A 19,408-nucleotide genomic window follows, 5' to 3' on the forward strand; every position below is an offset into this window, starting at 1 on the left:
TGGCGCGGCACGGCCGGAAAGGGGCGGAAAATTCCGGATCTGGGCTAAGGGGCCGCGGCGCGGGATGCCCGGGATCGGGGCAAAGGGCCCCGGGGTGCGGGGCGGCGGCGCGAGCGGCGGGCGGCCAGCCGTGTATTTCAGCAGAAACAGGCGCGCGGCGCTTGTTGCAGTGCGACGTAAACCGCTTCGGGCCGTGGCGCGCCGGCGCTGGCCGCCGTCCGAAGGGCCGTCCGAAGGGCCGTCCGCACGCGCTCGCCATCCGGCGCGCATCGGTGCGGCGCCTGACCGATCGCTGAACCCGCGCCGCGTTTGTCTCCGCCGCGCCACGAAACCGTCACATGGATGCCGCCGGAGCCGTTTCAAGGCGCTGCTTCAGGGGGCCGTCATGCTTGGCCCCATGCAAAGCGCTATACTGCTCGGATACGGCTTTCAAGGCTTGTACGTGCCTTCTGCCCCCCGCTATCCGCCAACCGGTTGAGCCGTGTCGCGGAAGGTTTTCCTGCATCGCAACGGGTGAAGCACCCGGTAAGGTGAAGCGTTATATGTCCACAGAGATCGAATCCAAGTCAACCTCATATCTTTTCGGGAGCAACGCTCCCTACGTCGAGGAGCTCTACGAAGCCTACCTCGACAATCCCGCCTCCGTCGGCGATAACTGGCGCAATTACTTCGACTCGCTGCAGCACCTTCCCGCGACCGACGGCCAGGAAACCACCCGCGACCAAGCCCACGCACCCATCGTTGCCTCGTTCGCCCAGCGCGCGCGCACCAATGGTTTCGTGCATCGCGGCCAGGAGCCCGATCTCTCCGTCGCTTCCAAGCAGGTATCGGTGCAATCGCTGATTGGCGCCTATCGTTCGCTCGGTTCGCGCTATGCCGACCTGGATCCGCTCAAGCGCCAGGAACGCCCCGAGATCCCCGAACTGGATCCCGCCTTCTACGGCCTGACGGAAGCCGACCTGGACCAGGTCTACTCCGCGACGAACACGTACTTCACCACCGCCAGCACGATGACGCTGCGCGACATCCTGAAGGCCTTGCGCGACACGTACTGCCGGTCCATCGGCGCCGAGTTCATGCACTGCTCGGACCCCGCGGTGAAGCGATGGATCGAGGAACGCCTGGAATCCACGCTCAGCGCGCCGCAGTTCACTGCCGAACATAAACGCCATATCCTGCAGCAGCTGACCGAAGCCGAAGGTCTCGAGCGCTTCTTGCACACGAAATACGTGGGCCAGAAGCGCTTTTCGCTGGAGGGCGGCGAAAGCTTCATCGCGGCGATGGACGAAGTCGTCAATCACGCGGGCGAAAACGGCGTGCAGGAAATCGTGGTCGGCATGGCCCACCGCGGCCGCCTGAACATGCTGGTCAACATCATGGGCAAGATGCCCGGCGACCTGTTCGCGGAGTTCGAAGGCAAGCACGCCGAAGGCCTGACCGACGGCGACGTGAAGTACCACAACGGCTTCTCCAGCGACCTTTCCACGCGCGGCGGCCCGGTGCATCTGTCGCTGGCCTTCAACCCCTCGCATCTGGAAATCGTCAACCCGGTGGTGGAAGGCAGCGTCCGTGCGCGCCAGGAACGCCGCGGCGACCGCGAAGGCAAGCAGGTTCTGCCCGTGCTGGTTCACGGCGATGCGGCTTTCGCCGGCCAGGGTGTGGTGATGGAAACGCTGAACCTCGCGCAAACGCGCGGCTACGGCACCGGCGGCACGCTGCACATCGTCATCAACAACCAGATCGGCTTCACCACTTCCGATCCGCGCGATACGCGTTCGACGCTGTATTGCACCGACGTGGTCAAGATGATCGAAGCCCCGGTCTTCCACGTGAACGGCGACGATCCCGAAGCCGTGGTCTTCGTCACGCGCCTGGCGCTGGACTACCGCGCCCAGTTCCATCGCGATGTCGTGGTCGATATCGTGTGCTTCCGCAAGCTGGGCCACAACGAGCAGGACACGCCCTCGCTCACCCAGCCCCTGATGTACAAGCGCATCAGCCACCATCCCGGCACCCGCAAGCTGTACGGCGACAAGCTGGTGGCGCAGGGCATCATGACCGACGCCGAGGTCGATCAGCTCGTCAAGGATTACCGCCAGCTCATGGAAGACGGCCATCGCACCATCGAGCCGGTGCTGACCGATTACAAGAGCAAGTACGCCATCGACTGGTCGCCCTACCTGGGCGCCAAGTGGACCGACCAGGCCGACACCGCGGTGCCGCTGGCCGAGCTCAAGCGCATCGGCGAACGCATCACGACCGTGCCCGAAGGGTTTACGGTCCATCCGCTGGTGGCGCGCCTGCTGAACGACCGTCGCGCCATGGCGCGCGGCGAGCTGAATCTGGACTGGGGCATGGGCGAACACCTGGCGTTCGCCACGCTGGTGTCTTCCGGTTATGCCGTGCGCATCACCGGCCAGGACTCCGGCCGCGGCACCTTCACGCATCGCCACGCCGTGCTGCATGACCAGAATCGCGAGCGCTGGAACGACGGCACCTACATCCCGCTGCAGAACGTCTCGGAAGGCCAGGCGCCGTTCGTCGTGATCGACTCCGTGCTGTCCGAAGAAGCTGTGCTGGGCTTCGAATACGGCTTCTCGAGCGCCGAGCCCAACACGCTGACGATCTGGGAAGCCCAGTTCGGCGACTTCGCCAACGGCGCCCAGGTGGTGATCGACCAGTTCATCAGCGCCGGCGAAGCCAAGTGGGGCCGCCAGTCCGGCCTGACGATGATGCTGCCGCACGGCTACGAAGGCCAGGGTCCGGAACACTCTTCCGCCCGCATCGAACGCTATCTGCAGCTGTGCGCCGACAACAACATGCAGGTGGTGCAGCCCACCACCGCCGCACAGATCTTCCATCTGCTGCGCCGCCAGATGATCCGGCCGTTCCGTAAGCCGCTGATCATCATGACGCCCAAGTCCCTGCTGCGCAACAAGGACGCCGGCTCTCCGCTGTCCGATCTGGCCAACGGCGGGTTCCGCACCGTCATCGGGGAAGTCGACGAGAACATCAACCCGGCTTCGGTCAAGCGCGTGCTCGTATGCTCGGGCAAGGTTTATTACGACCTGGTCAACGCCCGCAAGGAACGCGGCCTGGACAACGTCGCCATCATTCGCGTCGAACAGCTGTATCCGTTCGCGCACAAGGCGTTCGAGGCGGAACTGCGCAAGTATTCGAAGGCCACCGAGGTCATCTGGGTTCAGGACGAACCGCAGAACCAGGGGCCGTGGTTCTACGTGCAACATCATCTGTACGAAAACATGACCGAGGGTCAGAAGCTGGCGTATGCCGGCCGTCCCGCCTCGGCCTCGCCGGCTGTCGGCTACCTGGCCAAGCACCAGGAGCAGCAGAAGGCGCTGATCGAACAGGCGATGGCGCCCAAGTACAAGGGCTTCATGCTGACGAAGTAAGAAGCACGCGTGATGCGCGGCCCCGGTGCGGCCGCGCGCGTAGATCCATCATCGAATACTCCTTTTCACGGAAAAAAAACTCATGGCCATCATCGAAGTCAAAGTTCCCCAGTTGTCCGAATCCGTTTCCGAGGCATCGCTGCTGACCTGGAAAAAGCAGCCTGGCGCCGCGGTCGAGGCCGACGAAATCCTGATCGAGATCGAGACCGACAAGGTTGTGCTCGAAGTGCCGGCGCCGTCTGCGGGCGTGCTGGCGGAAATCGTCAAGGGCGACGGCAGCACGGTGACTTCTGACGAAATCATCGCCAAGATCGATACGGAAGCGAAGAGCGCCGCCGCCGCGCCGACCGCGCCCGCCGCCGAGCCGCCGAAGGCCGCGCAAGCCGCTGCCTCGGCCGCGCCCGCCGCCGCGCCTGCCGCCGCCGCTTCCACCCCGGTCGCCTCGCCCGCTGCCGCCAAGATCCTGGCCGACAAGGGCGTTGCGCCCGAAAGCGTGTCCGGCACGGGGCGCGGCGGCCGCATCACCAAGGGCGACGCCCTGGAAGCGGGCGCCAAGCCTGCCGCGGCTGCGCCGGCCGCCGCGCCGGCGCCCATGCCGACCCAGCTTTCCCTGGACGGCCGTCCCGAGCAGCGCGTGCCGATGAGCCGCCTGCGTGCCCGCATCGCCGAGCGCCTGCTGCAATCCCAGCAGGAAAACGCCATCCTGACCACGTTCAACGAGGTCAACATGCAGGCCGTCATCGACCTGCGCAACAAGTACAAGGAAAAGTTCGAGAAGGAGCACGGCGTCAAGCTGGGCTTCATGTCGTTCTTCGTGAAGGCGGCGGTTGCGGCGCTGAAGAAGTACCCCGTGCTGAACGCCTCGGTCGACGGCAAGGACATCATCTATCACGGCTATTTCGATATCGGTATCGCCGTGGGCAGCCCGCGTGGCCTGGTGGTGCCGATCCTGCGCAATGCCGACCAGCTCAGCATCGCGGAAATCGAAAAGACCATTGCTGACTTCGGCAAGCGCGCCGCCGAAGGCAAGCTGGGCATCGAAGAGATGACCGGCGGTACGTTCTCCATCTCGAACGGCGGCGTGTTCGGTTCGATGCTGTCCACCCCCATCATCAACCCGCCGCAGTCGGCCATCCTGGGCATCCACGCGACCAAGGAACGTCCGGTGGTGGAAAACGGCCAGATCGTGATCCGTCCGATGAACTACCTGGCCATGTCGTACGACCACCGTATCATCGACGGCCGCGAAGCGGTGCTGGGGCTGGTCGCCATGAAGGAAGCGCTGGAAGATCCGCAGCGCCTGCTGCTGGACCTGTAAACCGGCGGTCCGGCGCCCGCGTCGCGCGCCCAGCCCGGTTGCGGCCGGGTGGCATCGCAGAATGCGGGCGCCTGCATCACCGCCCCCGTCGCGCCGACCGGCGCATGCGCGGGGGCGGCTTTCCAGCCTTGCTTCATACCGCCGGTCGGCCGGCGTCACGCCGCCCGACCGCACCAACTCGCGAGAATCACCATGTCCAAGCAATTCGACGTCATCGTCATCGGCGCCGGCCCCGGCGGCTACATCGCGGCCATCCGCGCCGCGCAGCTGGGAATGTCGGTCGCCTGCATCGACGCCTGGCAGAACGCCCAGGGCGGTCCCGCTCCCGGCGGCACCTGCACCAATGTGGGCTGCATTCCGTCCAAAGCGCTGCTGCAGTCTTCCGAGCACTACGAGCAGCTGAACCACCATTTCGCCGAGCACGGCATCGAGGTCAAGGGCGCCAGCGTCAAAGTTGACAAAATGCTTGCCCGCAAGAACTCGGTGGTCAAGCAGAACAACGACGGCATCCTGTACCTGTTCAAAAAGAACAAAGTGACCTTCTTCCATGGCAAGGGCGAGTTCGCCGGCCAGGTGGAGGGCGGCTGGGCCATCAAGGTGAACGGCGCCGCGCCGGAAGACCTGGTGGGCAAGCACATCGTGGTGGCGACCGGTTCGGCGCCGCGCGCGTTGCCCGGCCTGCCGTTCGATGAAAAGAACGTGCTGTCCAACGACGGCGCGCTGGCCATCGAAGCCGTGCCGAAGAAGCTGGGCGTGATCGGCGCCGGCGTGATCGGCCTGGAAATGGGCAGCGTGTGGCGCCGCCTGGGCGCCGAAGTCACCATCCTGGAAGCCATGCCGGAATTCCTGGCCGCTGCCGACCAGCAGGTGGCGAAGGAAGCGCTGAAGGCCTTCACCAAGCAGGGCCTGAACATCCAGATGGGCGTGAAGATCGGCGAGATCAAAGCCACCGGCAAGTCCGTCACGGTGCCCTACACCGACGCCAAGGGCGAGCAGCAAACCCTGACCGTGGACAAGCTGATCGTTTCCATCGGCCGCGTTCCCTACACGGACGGCTTGAAGGCCGATACGGTCGGCCTGAAGCTGGACGAGCGCGGCTTCGTCGCCGTGGACGGCGACTGCAAGACCAATCTGCCCAACGTGTGGGCCATCGGCGACGTGGTCCGCGGCCCGATGCTGGCGCACAAGGCCGAAGAAGAAGGCGTGGCGGTTGCCGAGCGCATCGCGGGCCAGCATGGCCACGTCAACTTCGACACCGTGCCCTGGGTCATCTACACCTCGCCGGAAATCGCCTGGGTCGGCAAGACCGAACAGCAGCTCAAGGCCGAAGGCCGCGAGTACAAGGCGGGCAGTTTCCCCTTCCTGGCCAACGGCCGGGCCCGCGCCCTTGGCGACACCACGGGTTTCGCCAAGGTGATCGCCGATGCCAAGACCGACGAGGTCCTGGGCGTGCATATCGTCGGTCCCATGGCGTCGGAACTGATTTCCGAAGCGGTCACCATCATGGAGTTCCGTGGTGCTGCCGAGGACATCGCCCGCATCTGCCACGCGCATCCCACGCTGTCCGAAGCAGTGAAGGAAGCCGCGCTGGCGGTGGACAAGCGCGCGCTGAACTTCTGATGCGTCGCGAGCGGTTCCACCACGTCCGTGCGGCGCGGTGGACCGCATCTGACCAACCGGTTGCCCCGCCAGTCGGGGGCCGGGTCGATGGACCAAGAGGGCGGACTGCGAAGCTTCTGCCCTTTTTTTTGCCCGTCAGGAAAGGCGTTCAACGATGAATGTCCGCGAGTACTATGAGCGTGCGCTCGCCGAGCGCGGCTATCGCTCCGATGCGGCGCAGGAACGCGCCGTGGACCGCCTGCAGAAGTATTACGACGATTGGGTCGGCTTCAAGGCGATGCGGTCGAATGCGCTCAAGAAGCTGCTGAACCGGCCGGATGTGCCCCGCGGCGTCTATCTTTGGGGCGGGGTGGGCAGGGGCAAGAGTTTCCTGATGGACGCCTTCTACGCCACCGTGCCCGTGGTGCGCAAGACGCGCGTGCATTTCCATGAGTTCATGCGCAGCGTGCACCGCGAAATGCAGGAAGTCCGGGGGATGCCGGATCCGCTGGACGAAGTGGCCCGCCGGGTAGCGAAGCGGTATCGGCTGATCTGCTTCGACGAGTTCCATGTGTCGGACGTGGCGGACGCCATGATCCTGCACCGCCTGCTGCTGAAGCTGTTTGAGTACGGGACGTCGTTTGTCATGACGTCCAACTACGAGCCCGACACCCTGTACCCGGACGCGCTGTATCGCGAACGCATCCTGCCCGCCATCGAGCTGATCAAGGCCCGCATGGACGTATTGAATGTGGATGCGGGCGTTGACTACCGGCGCCGTTCGCTGGAGCAGGTGAAGGCTTACCACGCCCCTCTCGGGCCAGAGGCGGATGCGGCATTGAAGGAAGCGTTCGACAAGCTCGCCGATCGTCCGCCGGAAAAACCGGTCCTGCATATCGAGCATCGCGAGCTTCGCGCAAAGGCTTTGGCCGGCAGCGTGGTCTGGTTCGATTTCGCGACGTTGTGCGGCGGGCCGAGGTCGCAGAACGACTATCTGGAACTGGCCAGCCGGTTCCAGGCCGTGATCCTGTCGGACGTGCCGAAGATGGCGCCCCGCAACGCGTCCGAAGCGCGCCGCTTTACGTGGCTGGTGGATGTGTTCTATGACCATCGCGTGAAGCTCATCATGTCGGCGGAGGTCGAGCCGGAACAGCTCTACACCGAAGGCACGCTGGCCAACGAGTTTCACCGCACGGTATCCCGCATTCTCGAAATGCAGTCCAGGGAATACCTGGAATCCAACCGGCGCGATACGGTCGCGCTTTAGGGCTGTAACGCGTCGGGCCTCGGCGTGTGGCGCGCTGCTTCCGGCGAAACCCGGGGCGTCCGCGCCATCGATCGCCCGCACAGTAAACTTTCCGCTTCTGCTTTCTGTCACAACGCCATGAACACCCGCGTCCTTACCGGCATCACCACTTCCGGCACCCCGCATCTGGGCAATTACGCCGGCGCCATCCGTCCCGCCATCCAGGCCAGCGAGCAGCCCGGCGTGGACGCGTTCTTTTTCCTGGCGGACTATCACGCGCTGATCAAAACGACGGAAGACCCCGAGCGGGTGGCGCGGTCCCGGCTGGAGATCGCGGCGACCTGGCTGGCGGCGGGCCTGGATCCCGAACGGGTGACGTTCTACCGGCAATCCGATATTCCGGAAATTCCCGAGCTGTGCTGGCTGCTGACTTGCGTCACGCCGAAGGGGCTGATGAACCGCGCCCACGCCTACAAGGCCGCGGTGGACCAGAATACGGAAAAGGGCATCGAGCCGGACGACGGCGTCAGCATGGGATTGTTCTCGTACCCCGTGCTCATGGCGGCGGACATCCTCCTGTTCAACGCGCACAAGGTGCCGGTGGGGCGGGATCAGATCCAGCATTTGGAAATGGCGCGCGATATCGCCCAGCGCTTCAACCATCTGTACGGCGACGAGTATTTCGTGCTGCCCGAAGTCGTGATCGCCGAAGAGGTGGCCACGCTGCCGGGCCTGGACGGCCGCAAGATGTCCAAGAGCTACAACAATACGATTCCGCTGTTCGAGGGTGGCGCATCGGCCTTGCGGTCGGCCGTCATGCGTATCGTGACCGATTCGCGCCAGCCTGGCGAACCGAAGGACGCGGAAAACTCACATCTCTATACGCTCTATCGCGCCTTTGCGTCGGCCGAGGCGTCCGCCAGCTTCCGCCAGGCGCTCGAAGCAGGCATGGGATGGGGCGATGCCAAGCAGGCCTTATGCGACCTGCTGGAGCGCGACCTGGCGGCAATGCGCGAGCGTTATGTCGAACTCATGGCCCGGCCCGAGCGAATCGAGGAAATTCTGATGGCCGGCGCCGAGAAGGCTCGCAAGCTGGCCGTGCCTTTCATGGCCCGGCTGCGCCATGCCGTGGGGCTGCGCCGTCTGGAAGCGGTTCGGCAGAGCGCGCCGGCGAAAGCGGGCAAGAAGCAGGCGTCGCGGGGGGCGCGTTTCGTCAGCTTCCGCGATGAATCGGGCAGCTTCCGCTTCCGCCTCCTGGCACAGGACGGCGAAGAGCTGCTTTGTTCCATCGCCTACGCCGATCCAAAGCAGGCCGGCGCCGTCATGCGCAGCCTGCAATCCGCGCCGGTGTCGCTGCGCGCGGAAGGTCTTGGCTATGCCGCGATGGTGAATGGCGCGACCGTGGCGCATGGTCCCGATCGCGCCGACGAGGCCACTCGCGACGCGGCCATGACGCGCACGAGCGACGCGCTGGCTGCGCTTGCCGCCGCCCAGGAATAACCGGCCGGGTACCATCAAGAACAGGCCGAATCGCTAGGACGGGCGGAACCGCGGCCCCGCCATACCGACCCATCCCGACATGGCGCGTCGGGATCGCCGGCCGGCAAGCCGGCCATGGGCTGCGCCGCTTCGCTGGCGGCCTGGCCGCGCTGCCGGACCGTATCAGGAGCAGCCTGGCCCGATCGGCCGCGCAAACGTGGGGCCGGCTGCGTCCCCTCGATATCCAGCGCGTCGCCGCGGCATTGCGGCCGGGGGCGCCTCAGCTCGCGCACGCGCTCGACCGGCTTGTCGCGACGGTACGCCGCTACAGTATTCCCGACGGCGTGTGGCGCGTTCGTAGCCATAGCACGGCGCGCGCCACCGCGGCCAACGAGGCCATCGGCGTCCTGCCGAAAATCTCCGCGCATAACCATCAAGGCGACCGGCTCACCTTGCTGCCCTATGGCGGCGCCTCGGGAATGTATACCCAAACCGATACCGCAGGTGAGCGCGTGGGGGCGCTGTTGATCGCGGATACTGGCGGCTGGCTGCACAACGTCATGCCCCTGGCGAGTCTGGAGCGCTATCGGGTCGCGTCGCCGTCGACTTTGCGCGCGCTTTCGGGCCGCCGGCCGAGAGGGGATGGCACGGTCGTCCTGGACGGTGCACATTACGCTTGCCTGGGCGCCGACTATGTCGAAGTGGCGAAGGATGCGGCCGCTTCCACGGCCGCGCGGCGCATCTGGCGGGTGGTCGCGCCGCCGGGAATCGTGGCGGATATCGTCGCGTACAGGCTGGTGTTCGATCGCGCCGAAGGCTTGTGGCGGCAGGCCGGCGCGCCCAGTCTGGCCGGCGGTATGCGGCGCCTTCGCGCGGGTTCGCAGGGCCGCGCCCGGGTGGGCGCGGCATCGTCTTTGAACGTACGGATGACGCCGGATGCCGCCCAATTGACCCGGTTCCACAACGCCTTGAGCCAGGGCCTCCTCGGTGCGAGCGGGGAGCGCCTCGAAGCCTTCCGCGCCTTGCTGGACCGGGTCGCCGGCACGCCGCGGGGCGTGGCGATCCTGAATGCGATGGCCGCGTATTACGAACGGCTCGATCAGGTACCTCATATCGTGCTGGGCGAACACGGCGGCGTGGCCGGCACCAGGCCGTCACTGGATGCGCCGGTGCGCGGCAACACCTGGCATCTGGATCTGGATGCGCTCCGATTCGGTACGACCGAGGCGGCGGTCCAGGAGTTTGCGGCGGTGTACAACAACATGACGGGCCTGCTGCAGAACGAGCACCCGTTCGAAAATCCGGCCGCCGCAGGCGAGCCTGCCCTGGATCCGGCGCTGGAAAGCGCCTGGTTGGAATGGCTGGTGCACGATCCCGACAGGGGACCGCGCGTGGGCATGCCGCTATCGGACGACGAAGGACTGATCACGGCGCGGCAACTGGCGGTGAACTATCTCAGGACCCAACTGCGCGAAATCGCCTGTTATGGGGGGCTGGACAGCTCCGCACTGAAGGCGGCGCTGCGCGGCGCCAGCGGGCGCTGGGAGATGCGGCTCAATCTGTCTCATCGCGGGCTGAACAGCGTGCCACCGCTCCCGGCGGACCTCAGGATATTGGATATCTCGAACAACCCGATCCGTGTCTGGCGCAATCTTCCGCCGTCGCTGCTGGTGCTGGACGCTTCAGGAACCGGCATTTCGGCATTGCCATCGAACCTGCCCCAAAGTCTCGAGGACCTGAACCTTGCCAACAACCGGTTGCGGCGCACCGTTCTGGCCCTGCCTCCACGGCTGATGCGGCTGAGCCTTGGCGCAGGTGGTGCGGCACTGGTGGACCGAACCGTCGGTCCAGGCGCAAAGCCGCTGGGAAGCCATCGATCGGGCGTTGGGGACGCGCGCCGACGCCAAGGAATTCGCCATCTTCCTGGACCGGTTGCGGGCCACCCTCAGCTATCGCGACCCCGCATTCCGGGCGCAAGTCCACGATTGGCTGGCGGAGCTTTCCAAGCCGGATCGCGCGACGCTGCTGGACGAAACGCTGGCCGTATGCCGGGGTGGAACCGAAAGCTGCGAGGACCGCCTCGTCGCTACCTGGAACGACGCCCAGAATCTGCGCCGCAACGACGACATCCGGAACGGCGTCTATGACGAACGTATCGACGAGGTGCTGGATACCGCGCGGCAGATGTTCCGCATCGATATATTGACGGACATCGCGCGGCGCCATGAACGCGGCCATGCGGTGGAGGATCCCGTCGAGCTGTACCTGGCGTATGTCGTGAGGCTGCGCAGCGTCCTCGGCCTGACCACGGTAGCGCCCGCCATGCAGTTCTACCCGCTTTCGGGGTTGAGCCAGGCCGACCTGACGGCCGCCCGGGATACCGTGCTCGCGCGGGAGCGCGAAGAATTCGATGACTTTCTGGTGCTGGACTACGAGCCGTGGCAGACCTTGCTGCGACGCCAGGACCCGCAGGCGTATGCGCAGGCGGAACAGGAAGCGCATCGGCTGCTGGCATCGACGTTCAAGCAGCGATTGCAGGAAGAAGTCGACAAGCTTGGGCTGGATGCCGCCGACCGCGATGCGGTGGAAGATGCGCGCAAGGACCTTGGTCCGTCGATCATGCGCCGTATCCGGTACGAAGCACTGGCGCCGTTGACGCGCGCGCGCCTGCAGACCTTGGAACAGGCGCCGGAACGCGAGGCCGTGGAAGAGGCGGCGGCGCGGGAAGACGCCCGCACGCCGCCGGGCTAGGGCCGTCGACGAAGGGTGCGGCTAGCGCTTCAGCTTGGCCAGCGCCTGCGCCATGGCGTCTGCCATGGCGCCGCCCGCCGGCGCGCTTCGCCCATCCGCGCCGTTGCGGCGCGACCGGTCTCCGGCCTGCCGCGCACCGCCTGCGCCGCGGCTGTCTCCGGACGCGGCCCGCCGGGGCGCAGCCGCGGTGTCGTTCAAGCGCATGGTCAACGCCACGCGTTTGCGCGGGACGTCCACTTCCAGCACTTTCACCTGCACGGTCTGGCCGACACGCACGACGTCGCGCGGATCCTTGACGAACTTTTCCGACAGCGCGGAGATGTGGACCAGCCCATCCTGGTGCACGCCGATGTCGACGAAGGCGCCGAAGTTCGCCACGTTGGTGACCACGCCTTCCAGAATCATGCCCTCGTGCAGGTCGTTCAAGGTTTCGACGCCCTCCTTGAACTGCGCCGTCTTGAATTCCGGACGCGGATCGCGGCCCGGTTTTTCCAGTTCGGCGAAGATGTCGCGCACCGTGGGCACACCAAACCGCTCGTCGGTGAATTCGGCCGGCGACAGGCCTTTCAGCGCTTCCCTTTGACCCATCACGGCGCGAACGTCGGCCTGGATCTTCGCCAGGATGCGTTCGACCACGGGATAGGCTTCCGGGTGCACCGACGATGCATCCAGCGGATTCTCGCCGTCGCGGATGCGCAGGAAGCCCGCGGCCTGTTCGAAAGCCTTCTCGCCAAAGCGCGGCACCTTGCGCAGCGCTTCGCGCGAGGGGAAGGCGCCATTTTCGTCGCGCCAGGCAACGATGTTCCTGGCCAGCAGGGCGTTCAGGCCAGACACGCGCGCAAGCAGCGGCACCGACGCCGTGTTCACGTCCACACCGACGGCGTTCACGCAGTCCTCGATGACGGCGTCCAGCGAGCGGGCCAGCTCGCGCTGATTGACGTCGTGCTGGTATTGGCCCACGCCAATGGCCTTGGGTTCGATCTTGACCAGTTCGGCCAGCGGGTCCTGCAGGCGCCGCGCGATCGAAACAGCGCCGCGCAGGCTGACGTCCAGGTCCGGGAATTCCTGTGCCGCCAGTTCCGAGGCCGAATACACCGACGCGCCCGCCTCGGAAACCACCACGCGGGTCAGGCCCAATTCCGGATAGCGCGACATCAGTTCGCCCACCAGCTTCTCGGTTTCCCGCGATGCCGTGCCGTTGCCGATGGCCACCAATTCGATCTTGTGCTTGGCCGCGATGGCGGCCAGCGCCGCGATGGCGCCTTCGCGATCGCGGCGCGGTTCGAAGGGGTACACCGTGGCCGTCTGCACCACTTTGCCGGTGCGGTCGATGGCTGCGACCTTCACGCCGGTACGGATGCCCGGGTCCAGCCCCAGCACCGCGCGCGGGCCGGCCGGCGCGGCCAGCAGCAGGTCCTTCAGGTTGGCGGAGAACACTCGGATCGCTTCGGCTTCGGCGCTTTCGCGCAAGCGTCCGATCAGTTCGCTTTCGAATGCCGAAAGCAGTTTGACGCGCCAGGTCCAGCGGCAGACTTCACCCAGCCAGCGGTTGCGGGGCGTGGCATCGATGTCGAACAGCCCGGGACCGAGCTTGAGGAAATTGGCGATCCGCACCACGCAAGGGTGCGGCGTTTCCGCTTCCCGCTCCGGTTCCAGGCCCAGACGCAGCTCCAGCACGCCTTGCTGGCGGCCGCGCAGCAGCGCAAGCACGCGATGCGAGGGCAGGGTGCGCAGCGGTTCGCTGAAGTCGAACCAGTCGCGGAAATTCGCTCCTTCTTCTTCCTTGCCTTCCACCATCTTGGAATAAAGCAGTCCGGTGGACCAGAGATGTTCCCGCATGTTCTCGAGCAGGTCCGCGTTTTCCGCGTAACGCTCGGCCAGGATATCGCGCGCGCCGTCTAGCGCCGCCTTGGCGTCGTTGATCGAGGCTTCCGCATTCAGGTATTGCTGCGCCAGTGCGGCGGGGTCGCAGGCCGGGTCGGCCAGGATGGCATCGGCCAGCGGCTCCAGGCCCGCCTCCCGCGCGATTTGCGCGCGGGTGCGGCGCTTCGGCTTGTAGGGCGCGTAAAGGTCTTCCAGCCGCTGCTTGGTGTCGGCCGCCTCGATTTCCTTCTGCAGTTCGGGCGTCAGCTTGCCCTGCTGGCCCACCGATTCCAGGATGGCCGCGCGTCGTTCTTCCAGTTCGCGCAGATAGCTCAGCCGTACTTCGAGGTTGCGCAGCACCGTGTCGTCCAGGCCGCCGGTCGCCTCCTTGCGATAGCGCGCGATGAAGGGCACCGTGGCGCCGTCGTCCAGCAGTTCGACCGCGGACGCCACCTGGGCGGGACGCACCCCCAGTTCGGCGGCAAGTTGCGCGACGATGCGGGCTTGGTCGATGGCGGGGGCTGCAGACGTAGTGGCGTTGGTTTCAGGCATCTCTTGGGCGACGAAGAAGGAAAAACGAGGAAAAACAAGCGCCGGATTTTGCCACAAGGGCTCGTGTCCAAAAAATGCGCCCGGGACCATATCGTCCCTTTTTGAAGGATCGCCCGATGACGGGCGGTATGATGCAGGCTGTCCCGCCCGCTTGTTTTTCATGCTGCACCTGGAGCTCGCCGAATATTTCGCCGAAGACGGCCCGCTTGCCAAAGCGTCGCCGGGCTATCGCATGCGCCCGTCGCAGGTGGCGCTGGCGCAGGCCATCGAAAAGGCCATCTCCAGCCGCGCCACGCTGGTGGCCGAGGCGGGCACGGGTATCGGAAAAACCTGGGCTTACCTGGTGCCGGCTTTCCTGGGCGGCGGCAAGGTGCTGATTTCCACCGGTACGCGCACGCTGCAGGACCAGCTCTTTACACGCGACTTGCCCCGGGTGCGCGCCGCCTTGGCCGTGCCCGTCACGGCCGCCTTGCTGAAGGGGCGCGGCAACTACCTGTGCCATTACCACTTGGACCGCCTGTCCGGCGACGATCGCGCGTTGAAGTCACGCGCGGAAATCGGCCAGCTCCGGCACATTCAACGGTTCGCCGCGGTGACGAAAACCGGGGACCGCGCTGACCTTCCGCAGGTGCCGGAAGATGCCGACATCTGGCAGCGCGTTACCTCCACCCGTGAAAACTGCCTGGGCCAGGAATGTCCACGCATTCGCGATTGCTTTGTGGTGAAGGCGCGCCGCCAGGCCCAGGAGGCCGACGTCGTGGTGGTCAACCATGCGTTGTTCATGGCGGATCTGGTGCTGCGGGAAGAAGGCGTTACCGATCTTCTGCCGGAGGCGGATACGGTCATCTTCGACGAAGCGCATCAGTTGCCCGACACCGCCACGCGTTTCCTGGGTACGAGCCTTTCCACCCACCAGCTGCTCGACTTCGGGCGTGCGGCCGAAGCCGCCGGCCTGGCTTACGCCCGCGAGGCCAACAACTGGGGCGAGGCTTCGCGCAAGCTCGAGCATGCCGCCCGGGAGCTGCGGCTGGCATGCGCCGCCATCGAGACCATGCCGGGCCGCAAGGCCACCTTCGAAGCCGTGCCCGAACCGGAAGGCTTCCACGCGGCGCTGCGCGTGTTGAACGAAGCCGTTCACACGGTCACGCGAGCCCTGACGCAGGTCGCCGAGAAACATCCGGATCTGGCTGCCGCCGCCCGGCAGGGGGCGGATATTCTGCTGCGGCTGAAGCGCTGGGCGCCGCCGCCTCCCCCCGAAGGGGTGCCGGCCGCCTCCGTGGAAGACAGCGATGAGGCGGTCATCGCGGCATGGTCGGCCGCCATGGCCGCCGGCGTGCCGGCTACGGGTGTCGACGCGCCCGCATCGGACGCTGCCGGCGACCGTCCCCGTCATCCGGCTGCCACGCCGCCGCCGCTCACGGACTGGACCGGGCCGGCGGTGCGCTGGGTGGAGCACGGTACGCACCACGTACGTCTACATGCCGCGCCGCTTTCGGTGGCGCAGGCGTTCTCCCGTTACCGGAAATCCGGCCAGGCGTGGGTGCTGACGTCCGCGACGTTGTCGGTGCATGGCGATTTCGGTCATTTCACGCGCCAGCTTGGTTTGCAGGACGCCGAAACCGGCCACTGGGAGTCGCCGTTCGACTACGCCACGCAAGGGCTGCTGTTCGTGCCCAAGGATTTGCCGGAGCCCCAGGCGCCGCGCTTTGCCGAACGCTTCGTCGACACCCTCATGCCGTTGCTGCATGCGAGTCCAGGCGGCGCCCTGGTGCTCTGCACGACGCTGCGCGCTGTGGAGCGCTTCGCGGGATTGCTGGCCGATGCATTCGAGGCCGACGGCGTCGATTGGCCGCTGCTGCGCCAGGGAGAAGGCACGCGCCGCGATCTGCTGGACCGGTTCCGTACGCTGACGCACCCGGTCCTGGTGGGAAGCGCGAGCTTTTGGGAAGGGATCGATTTGCCCGGCGAGATGCTGACGCTGGTCGCCATCGACAAGCTGCCTTTCGCGCCACCCGACGATCCGGTGATCGAGGCCCGGCTGCGGGAGTGCCGCTCGCGCGGGGGCAATCCATTCGCGGAGTATCAGTTGCCGGAAGCGGCCATTGCCCTGAAACAGGGCGCCGGACGCCTGATCCGCACCATGGGCGACTGGGGCGTGCTGATGGTCGGCGACGTGCGCTTGGTCGAAAAAAGCTATGGCAAGCGCCTATGGCGCGGTTTGCCGCCGTTTGCCCGCACGCGCGACTTGGCGGCAGCCGTGGAGTTTTTGAGGGAAGGCCCATCCCTGGGCAAGGCTCGCCCCGGAAGCGCTGGCGCGCCACCGCCTCAAGCGGACGACGCTGGCGGACCGGCGTAGCCGGATCCGCTGCATCCCGGCCGTAAGGCCGCACATTCATGCGGCGGTCCGTTTGCCGCGCACGGGTGACCTGGAAAGCAAAACGCCTCCCGAAGGAGGCGTTTGGGGTGGCTTACAGCCAGCTCCAGGGGTCCCACCAGTTCTTGTCCTGCGCGAAACCCTGGGTGGGGTACTTGCTGTTCGGGAAATTGGCGTCCAGCACCCGCTTCGCGTCCTTTTCCAGCTGAGGCATGTTCAGCTTTTCGTAGGACTTGTACAGGATGTACAGCGCTTCCTCGGTCGCCGGGGCACCCTGGAAATCCGTGATCACCGTTTGCGCCCGGTTGGCCGCCGCCACGTAGGCGCCGCGTTCGTAGTAATAGCGCGCCACGTGGACTTCGTTGCCGGCAATCGCGTTGACCAGCCAGACCACGCGCAGCTTGGCATCCGCCGCGTACTTGCTGTCCGGGTAGCGCTTGATCAGCTCGTTGAAGGCGTCATACGACGCCCGCAGGCCCTTGGGATCCCGTTCGCTGGGATCCTGGCCGGTGAGATTGGTCATGAATGCGCTGGCGGGCGTGAAATTGATCAAACCCTTCAGGTAAAGCATGTAGTCCGTGCCGGGGTGGTTGGGATACAGCTGCTGGAAGCGGTCGATGGCGGCCAGGGCCTGCTCATTCTCGCCGTCCTTCCAGTTGATGTACGCCAGGTTCATCAGCGCCTGCTGCGCGTAGATGCCGAACGGGTAGCGGCTTTCGACGGCCGTCATGCGGTCGCGGGCGTCTTTCCAGTTGCCGGCGTCCATTTCCTGCTTGCCGTCGTTGTAAAGCTGTTCGGCGCTCCAGCCGGCGGTCTTATCGACCTTGGTGCCGCTGGACGCGCAGGCGGCGAGCAGCACCGTGAAGGCGAGCGCAAGGCAGAGGCGCGCGACCGACCCGAAGCGGGAGGCGGAAAACGAGGGGACGGGAACGCGGTGAATCACGAGGTCATTTCCTTGGTGTTAGCATGGCTGCGTCGATTATATGATTTGTCTCCATGTCCGATATAGCCGCCGGGGCCGATCTGCCCTCCGACGACGATCCCCAGATTTTGCGCGTGCCGGAAACCGTCCGAGCCGACCGCCTGGACAAGGTTCTATCGGGCCTGCTCACCGAACATTCGCGCAGCCGGCTGCAGGGCTGGATCGAGGCCGGCTACGTGCATGTCAATGGCGCACCCGCCAAAGTGCGGCAGGCCGTCGGGCCGGGCGACGTGATCGCGGTCTGGGAACAACCGGCGCCCGACGATCAGGCCTTCGAGCCGCAACCCGTGGATTTCCGGGTCGTGGCGGACAGCCCGGCCTGGATCGTCGTCGACAAGCCGGCGGGGCTGGTCACGCATCCGGGCGCAGGCAACTGGCGCGGCACCTTGCTCAACGGGCTGCTCTTCCGCTACCCCGAGCTGCGCGGCGTGGCCCGCGCCGGCATCGTGCACCGGCTGGACAAGGACACGTCGGGGCTGCTGGTGGTGGCCCGGACGGAGCAGGCGCAGACCCATCTGGTGCGGCAACTGCAGGCGCGCACCATGGGGCGCGAATACCTGGCGCTGGCGCACGGCTGGATATCGGCGGCCGGCACGGTGGACCGCCCGATCGGGCGCGACGCCCGCGTCCCGGTGCGGATGAGCGTGGAGCGGCCCATCGCGCCGAAACAGGCGGTCACCCATTACCATCCGGAAGCGCTGGGCGCCGCGGACAACGTGCGCGTGTCCCGGGTCATCTGCCGCCTGGAAACCGGGCGCACGCACCAGATCCGGGTCCACCTGGCCAGCCTGGGACACCCGTTGCTGGGCGATACGTTATACGGCGGCAAGCCGGCCGCCGGCGCAACGCGCCAAATGCTCCATGCCCGGTCGCTGCGGTTCGAGGATCCCGCCGGCGCAGGGCCTTTGTCCTTCGATGCGCCGCCGCCCGACGACATGGCGGCCGCCTGTCGCGCCATAACCTGGAACGAATGAAAGAAACCGTGGATTTTTTCGAACGCCCGGGCGCGGCGCAGCTGCCCATCGTGACCGGCCCGCAATGGACCGGTGTGCGCTATTTCTGCACGACCCGTATGGGCGGCGCGGGCTCGGAGCCTTATGACAGCTTGAACCTGGGGTTGCGCGCGGGCGACCGGCCCGAAGTCGTGGCGGAGAACCGGCGCCGGCTGCGCGCCGTGCTGCCGGCCGATCCCCTCTGGCTCAGGCAGGTGCATGGCAATCGCGTCATCGACGCCGACGGACCGGTTGAAGAAGAACCGGCAGCCGATGCGTCGGTGACCGCGGCGTTGAACCGTCCGCTGGCGATCATGGTGGCGGACTGCCTGCCGGTATTGATCGTCGAGACGCGCGGACGTGCGGTGGGCGCGGCGCACGCCGGCTGGCGCGGCCTGGCGGGCGGGGTATTGGAAAACACATTGAACGCGCTGCGCGCCAAGTGCCCCGATGCGGCGGGCTGGCATGCGTGGATAGGGCCAGGGATCGGCCCGGGCGCCTTCGAGGTCGGACAGGACGTCTTCGACGCGTTCGCCGGCGATGGCCCCGGCACGGCAGACCGATTCAGCCCTGTCGCCGGCCGGCCCGGGAAATGGCTTGCCGATCTGCCGGGCCTGGCCGCGGCGCGTTTGCGCCGGGCGGGTGTTGACACAGTGCATTGCAGCGGACATTGCACGGTTTCCGACCCGGGGCGGTTTTTTTCCTATCGGCGTGATGGGCAGACCGGCCGCATGGCGCTGCTGGCCTGGCTTTGCCGGGACTGAAGCCGGTGTGGCGGGGAACCGGCACTGAAGCCGGTGTGGCGGGAAACCGGCGCGGCGCGTTGGGTTTGGCGCGGC

11 protein-coding genes are annotated in these 19,408 nt (G+C 66.3%); 9 read left to right on the forward strand and 2 right to left on the reverse strand.

The annotated features are described in order from the left end of the window. The first annotated feature begins 542 nt into the window (after positions 1 to 542). The 6 genes from CAL13_RS06615 to CAL13_RS06645 all read left to right on the forward strand — a co-directional run bounded on the left by CAL13_RS06615 (position 543) and on the right by CAL13_RS06645 (position 11,806). A complete protein-coding gene (locus CAL13_RS06615; RefSeq protein WP_086059298.1) occupies positions 543 to 3,413 on the forward strand; it encodes a 2-oxoglutarate dehydrogenase E1 component in 2,871 nt (956 codons plus the stop codon). Between the two features lie 82 nt (positions 3,414 to 3,495). Next, entirely contained in the window at positions 3,496 to 4,731 is a 1,236-nt protein-coding gene (gene odhB, locus CAL13_RS06620) for a 2-oxoglutarate dehydrogenase complex dihydrolipoyllysine-residue succinyltransferase (protein WP_086056698.1), read from the forward strand. Between the two features lie 192 nt (positions 4,732 to 4,923). After that, on the forward strand, positions 4,924 to 6,351 hold the full coding sequence (lpdA, locus tag CAL13_RS06625) for a dihydrolipoyl dehydrogenase (RefSeq protein WP_086056699.1): 1,428 nt from the start codon (positions 4,924 to 4,926) through the stop codon (positions 6,349 to 6,351). A 154-nt stretch (positions 6,352 to 6,505) separates the two neighbouring features. Then, positions 6,506 to 7,597 (forward strand): cell division protein ZapE, encoded by a 1,092-nt coding sequence (zapE, locus tag CAL13_RS06630; protein ID WP_086056700.1) that lies wholly within the window; start codon positions 6,506 to 6,508, stop codon positions 7,595 to 7,597. A gap of 117 nt (positions 7,598 to 7,714) precedes the next feature. Next, the gene (locus CAL13_RS06635; protein WP_086071880.1) at positions 7,715 to 9,076 is read left to right on the forward strand and encodes a tryptophan--tRNA ligase; all 1,362 of its coding nucleotides are present in this window, start codon (positions 7,715 to 7,717) and stop codon (positions 9,074 to 9,076) included. A gap of 1,797 nt (positions 9,077 to 10,873) precedes the next feature. Next, positions 10,874 to 11,806: an NEL domain-containing protein gene (locus CAL13_RS06645; RefSeq protein WP_232467821.1), complete on the forward strand. Its 933-nt coding sequence runs from the start codon at positions 10,874 to 10,876 to the stop codon at positions 11,804 to 11,806. Between the two features lie 21 nt (positions 11,807 to 11,827). Here the strand turns inward: CAL13_RS06645 and tex are convergent, their stop codons facing one another. Beyond that, positions 11,828 to 14,221, reverse strand: coding sequence for an RNA-binding transcriptional accessory protein Tex (tex, locus tag CAL13_RS06650; RefSeq protein WP_086073543.1), 2,394 nt, complete (start codon positions 14,219 to 14,221; stop codon positions 11,828 to 11,830). A 160-nt stretch (positions 14,222 to 14,381) separates the two neighbouring features. On the opposite strand from tex, the gene CAL13_RS06655 reads away from it, so the two are divergent. Beyond that, the gene (locus CAL13_RS06655; protein WP_086073544.1) at positions 14,382 to 16,577 is read left to right on the forward strand and encodes an ATP-dependent DNA helicase; all 2,196 of its coding nucleotides are present in this window, start codon (positions 14,382 to 14,384) and stop codon (positions 16,575 to 16,577) included. A 112-nt stretch (positions 16,578 to 16,689) separates the two neighbouring features. Here the strand turns inward: CAL13_RS06655 and CAL13_RS06660 are convergent, their stop codons facing one another. Beyond that, the gene (locus CAL13_RS06660) at positions 16,690 to 17,454 is read right to left on the reverse strand and encodes an outer membrane protein assembly factor BamD (protein WP_232462593.1); all 765 of its coding nucleotides are present in this window, start codon (positions 17,452 to 17,454) and stop codon (positions 16,690 to 16,692) included. 137 nt (positions 17,455 to 17,591) lie between these two features. On the opposite strand from CAL13_RS06660, the gene CAL13_RS06665 reads away from it, so the two are divergent. Together CAL13_RS06665 and pgeF are read left to right on the forward strand one after the other, a co-directional pair. Continuing rightward, entirely contained in the window at positions 17,592 to 18,551 is a 960-nt protein-coding gene (locus CAL13_RS06665; RefSeq protein WP_086056707.1) for an RluA family pseudouridine synthase, read from the forward strand. Beyond that, positions 18,548 to 19,333, forward strand: a complete 786-nt coding sequence (pgeF, locus tag CAL13_RS06670; RefSeq protein WP_086071883.1) for a peptidoglycan editing factor PgeF — start codon at positions 18,548 to 18,550, stop codon at positions 19,331 to 19,333. The genes CAL13_RS06665 and pgeF overlap by 4 nt, the downstream gene beginning before the upstream one ends. The last annotated feature ends 75 nt before the right edge of the window (positions 19,334 to 19,408 follow it).

Origin of the sequence: Bordetella genomosp. 9 (genome assembly GCF_002119725.1) — a bacterium.
Lineage (GTDB): Bacteria > Pseudomonadota > Gammaproteobacteria > Burkholderiales > Burkholderiaceae_B > Bordetella_C.

Bases quoted from the DNA above. Each gene is read 5' to 3' on its own strand.
- zapE (WP_086056700.1), top strand. From the start codon at position 6,506: ATGAATGTCCGCGAGTACTATGAGCGTGCGCTCGCCGAGCGCGGCTAT.
- lpdA (WP_086056699.1), top strand. From the start codon at position 4,924: ATGTCCAAGCAATTCGACGTCATCGTCATCGGCGCCGGCCCCGGCGGC.
- pgeF (WP_086071883.1), top strand. From the start codon at position 18,548: ATGAAAGAAACCGTGGATTTTTTCGAACGCCCGGGCGCGGCGCAGCTG.
- tex (WP_086073543.1), bottom strand. From the start codon at position 14,221: ATGCCTGAAACCAACGCCACTACGTCTGCAGCCCCCGCCATCGACCAA.
- CAL13_RS06665 (WP_086056707.1), top strand. From the start codon at position 17,592: ATGTCCGATATAGCCGCCGGGGCCGATCTGCCCTCCGACGACGATCCC.
- odhB (WP_086056698.1), top strand. From the start codon at position 3,496: ATGGCCATCATCGAAGTCAAAGTTCCCCAGTTGTCCGAATCCGTTTCC.
- CAL13_RS06615 (WP_086059298.1), top strand. From the start codon at position 543: ATGTCCACAGAGATCGAATCCAAGTCAACCTCATATCTTTTCGGGAGC.
- CAL13_RS06635 (WP_086071880.1), top strand. From the start codon at position 7,715: ATGAACACCCGCGTCCTTACCGGCATCACCACTTCCGGCACCCCGCAT.
- CAL13_RS06655 (WP_086073544.1), top strand. From the start codon at position 14,382: ATGCTGCACCTGGAGCTCGCCGAATATTTCGCCGAAGACGGCCCGCTT.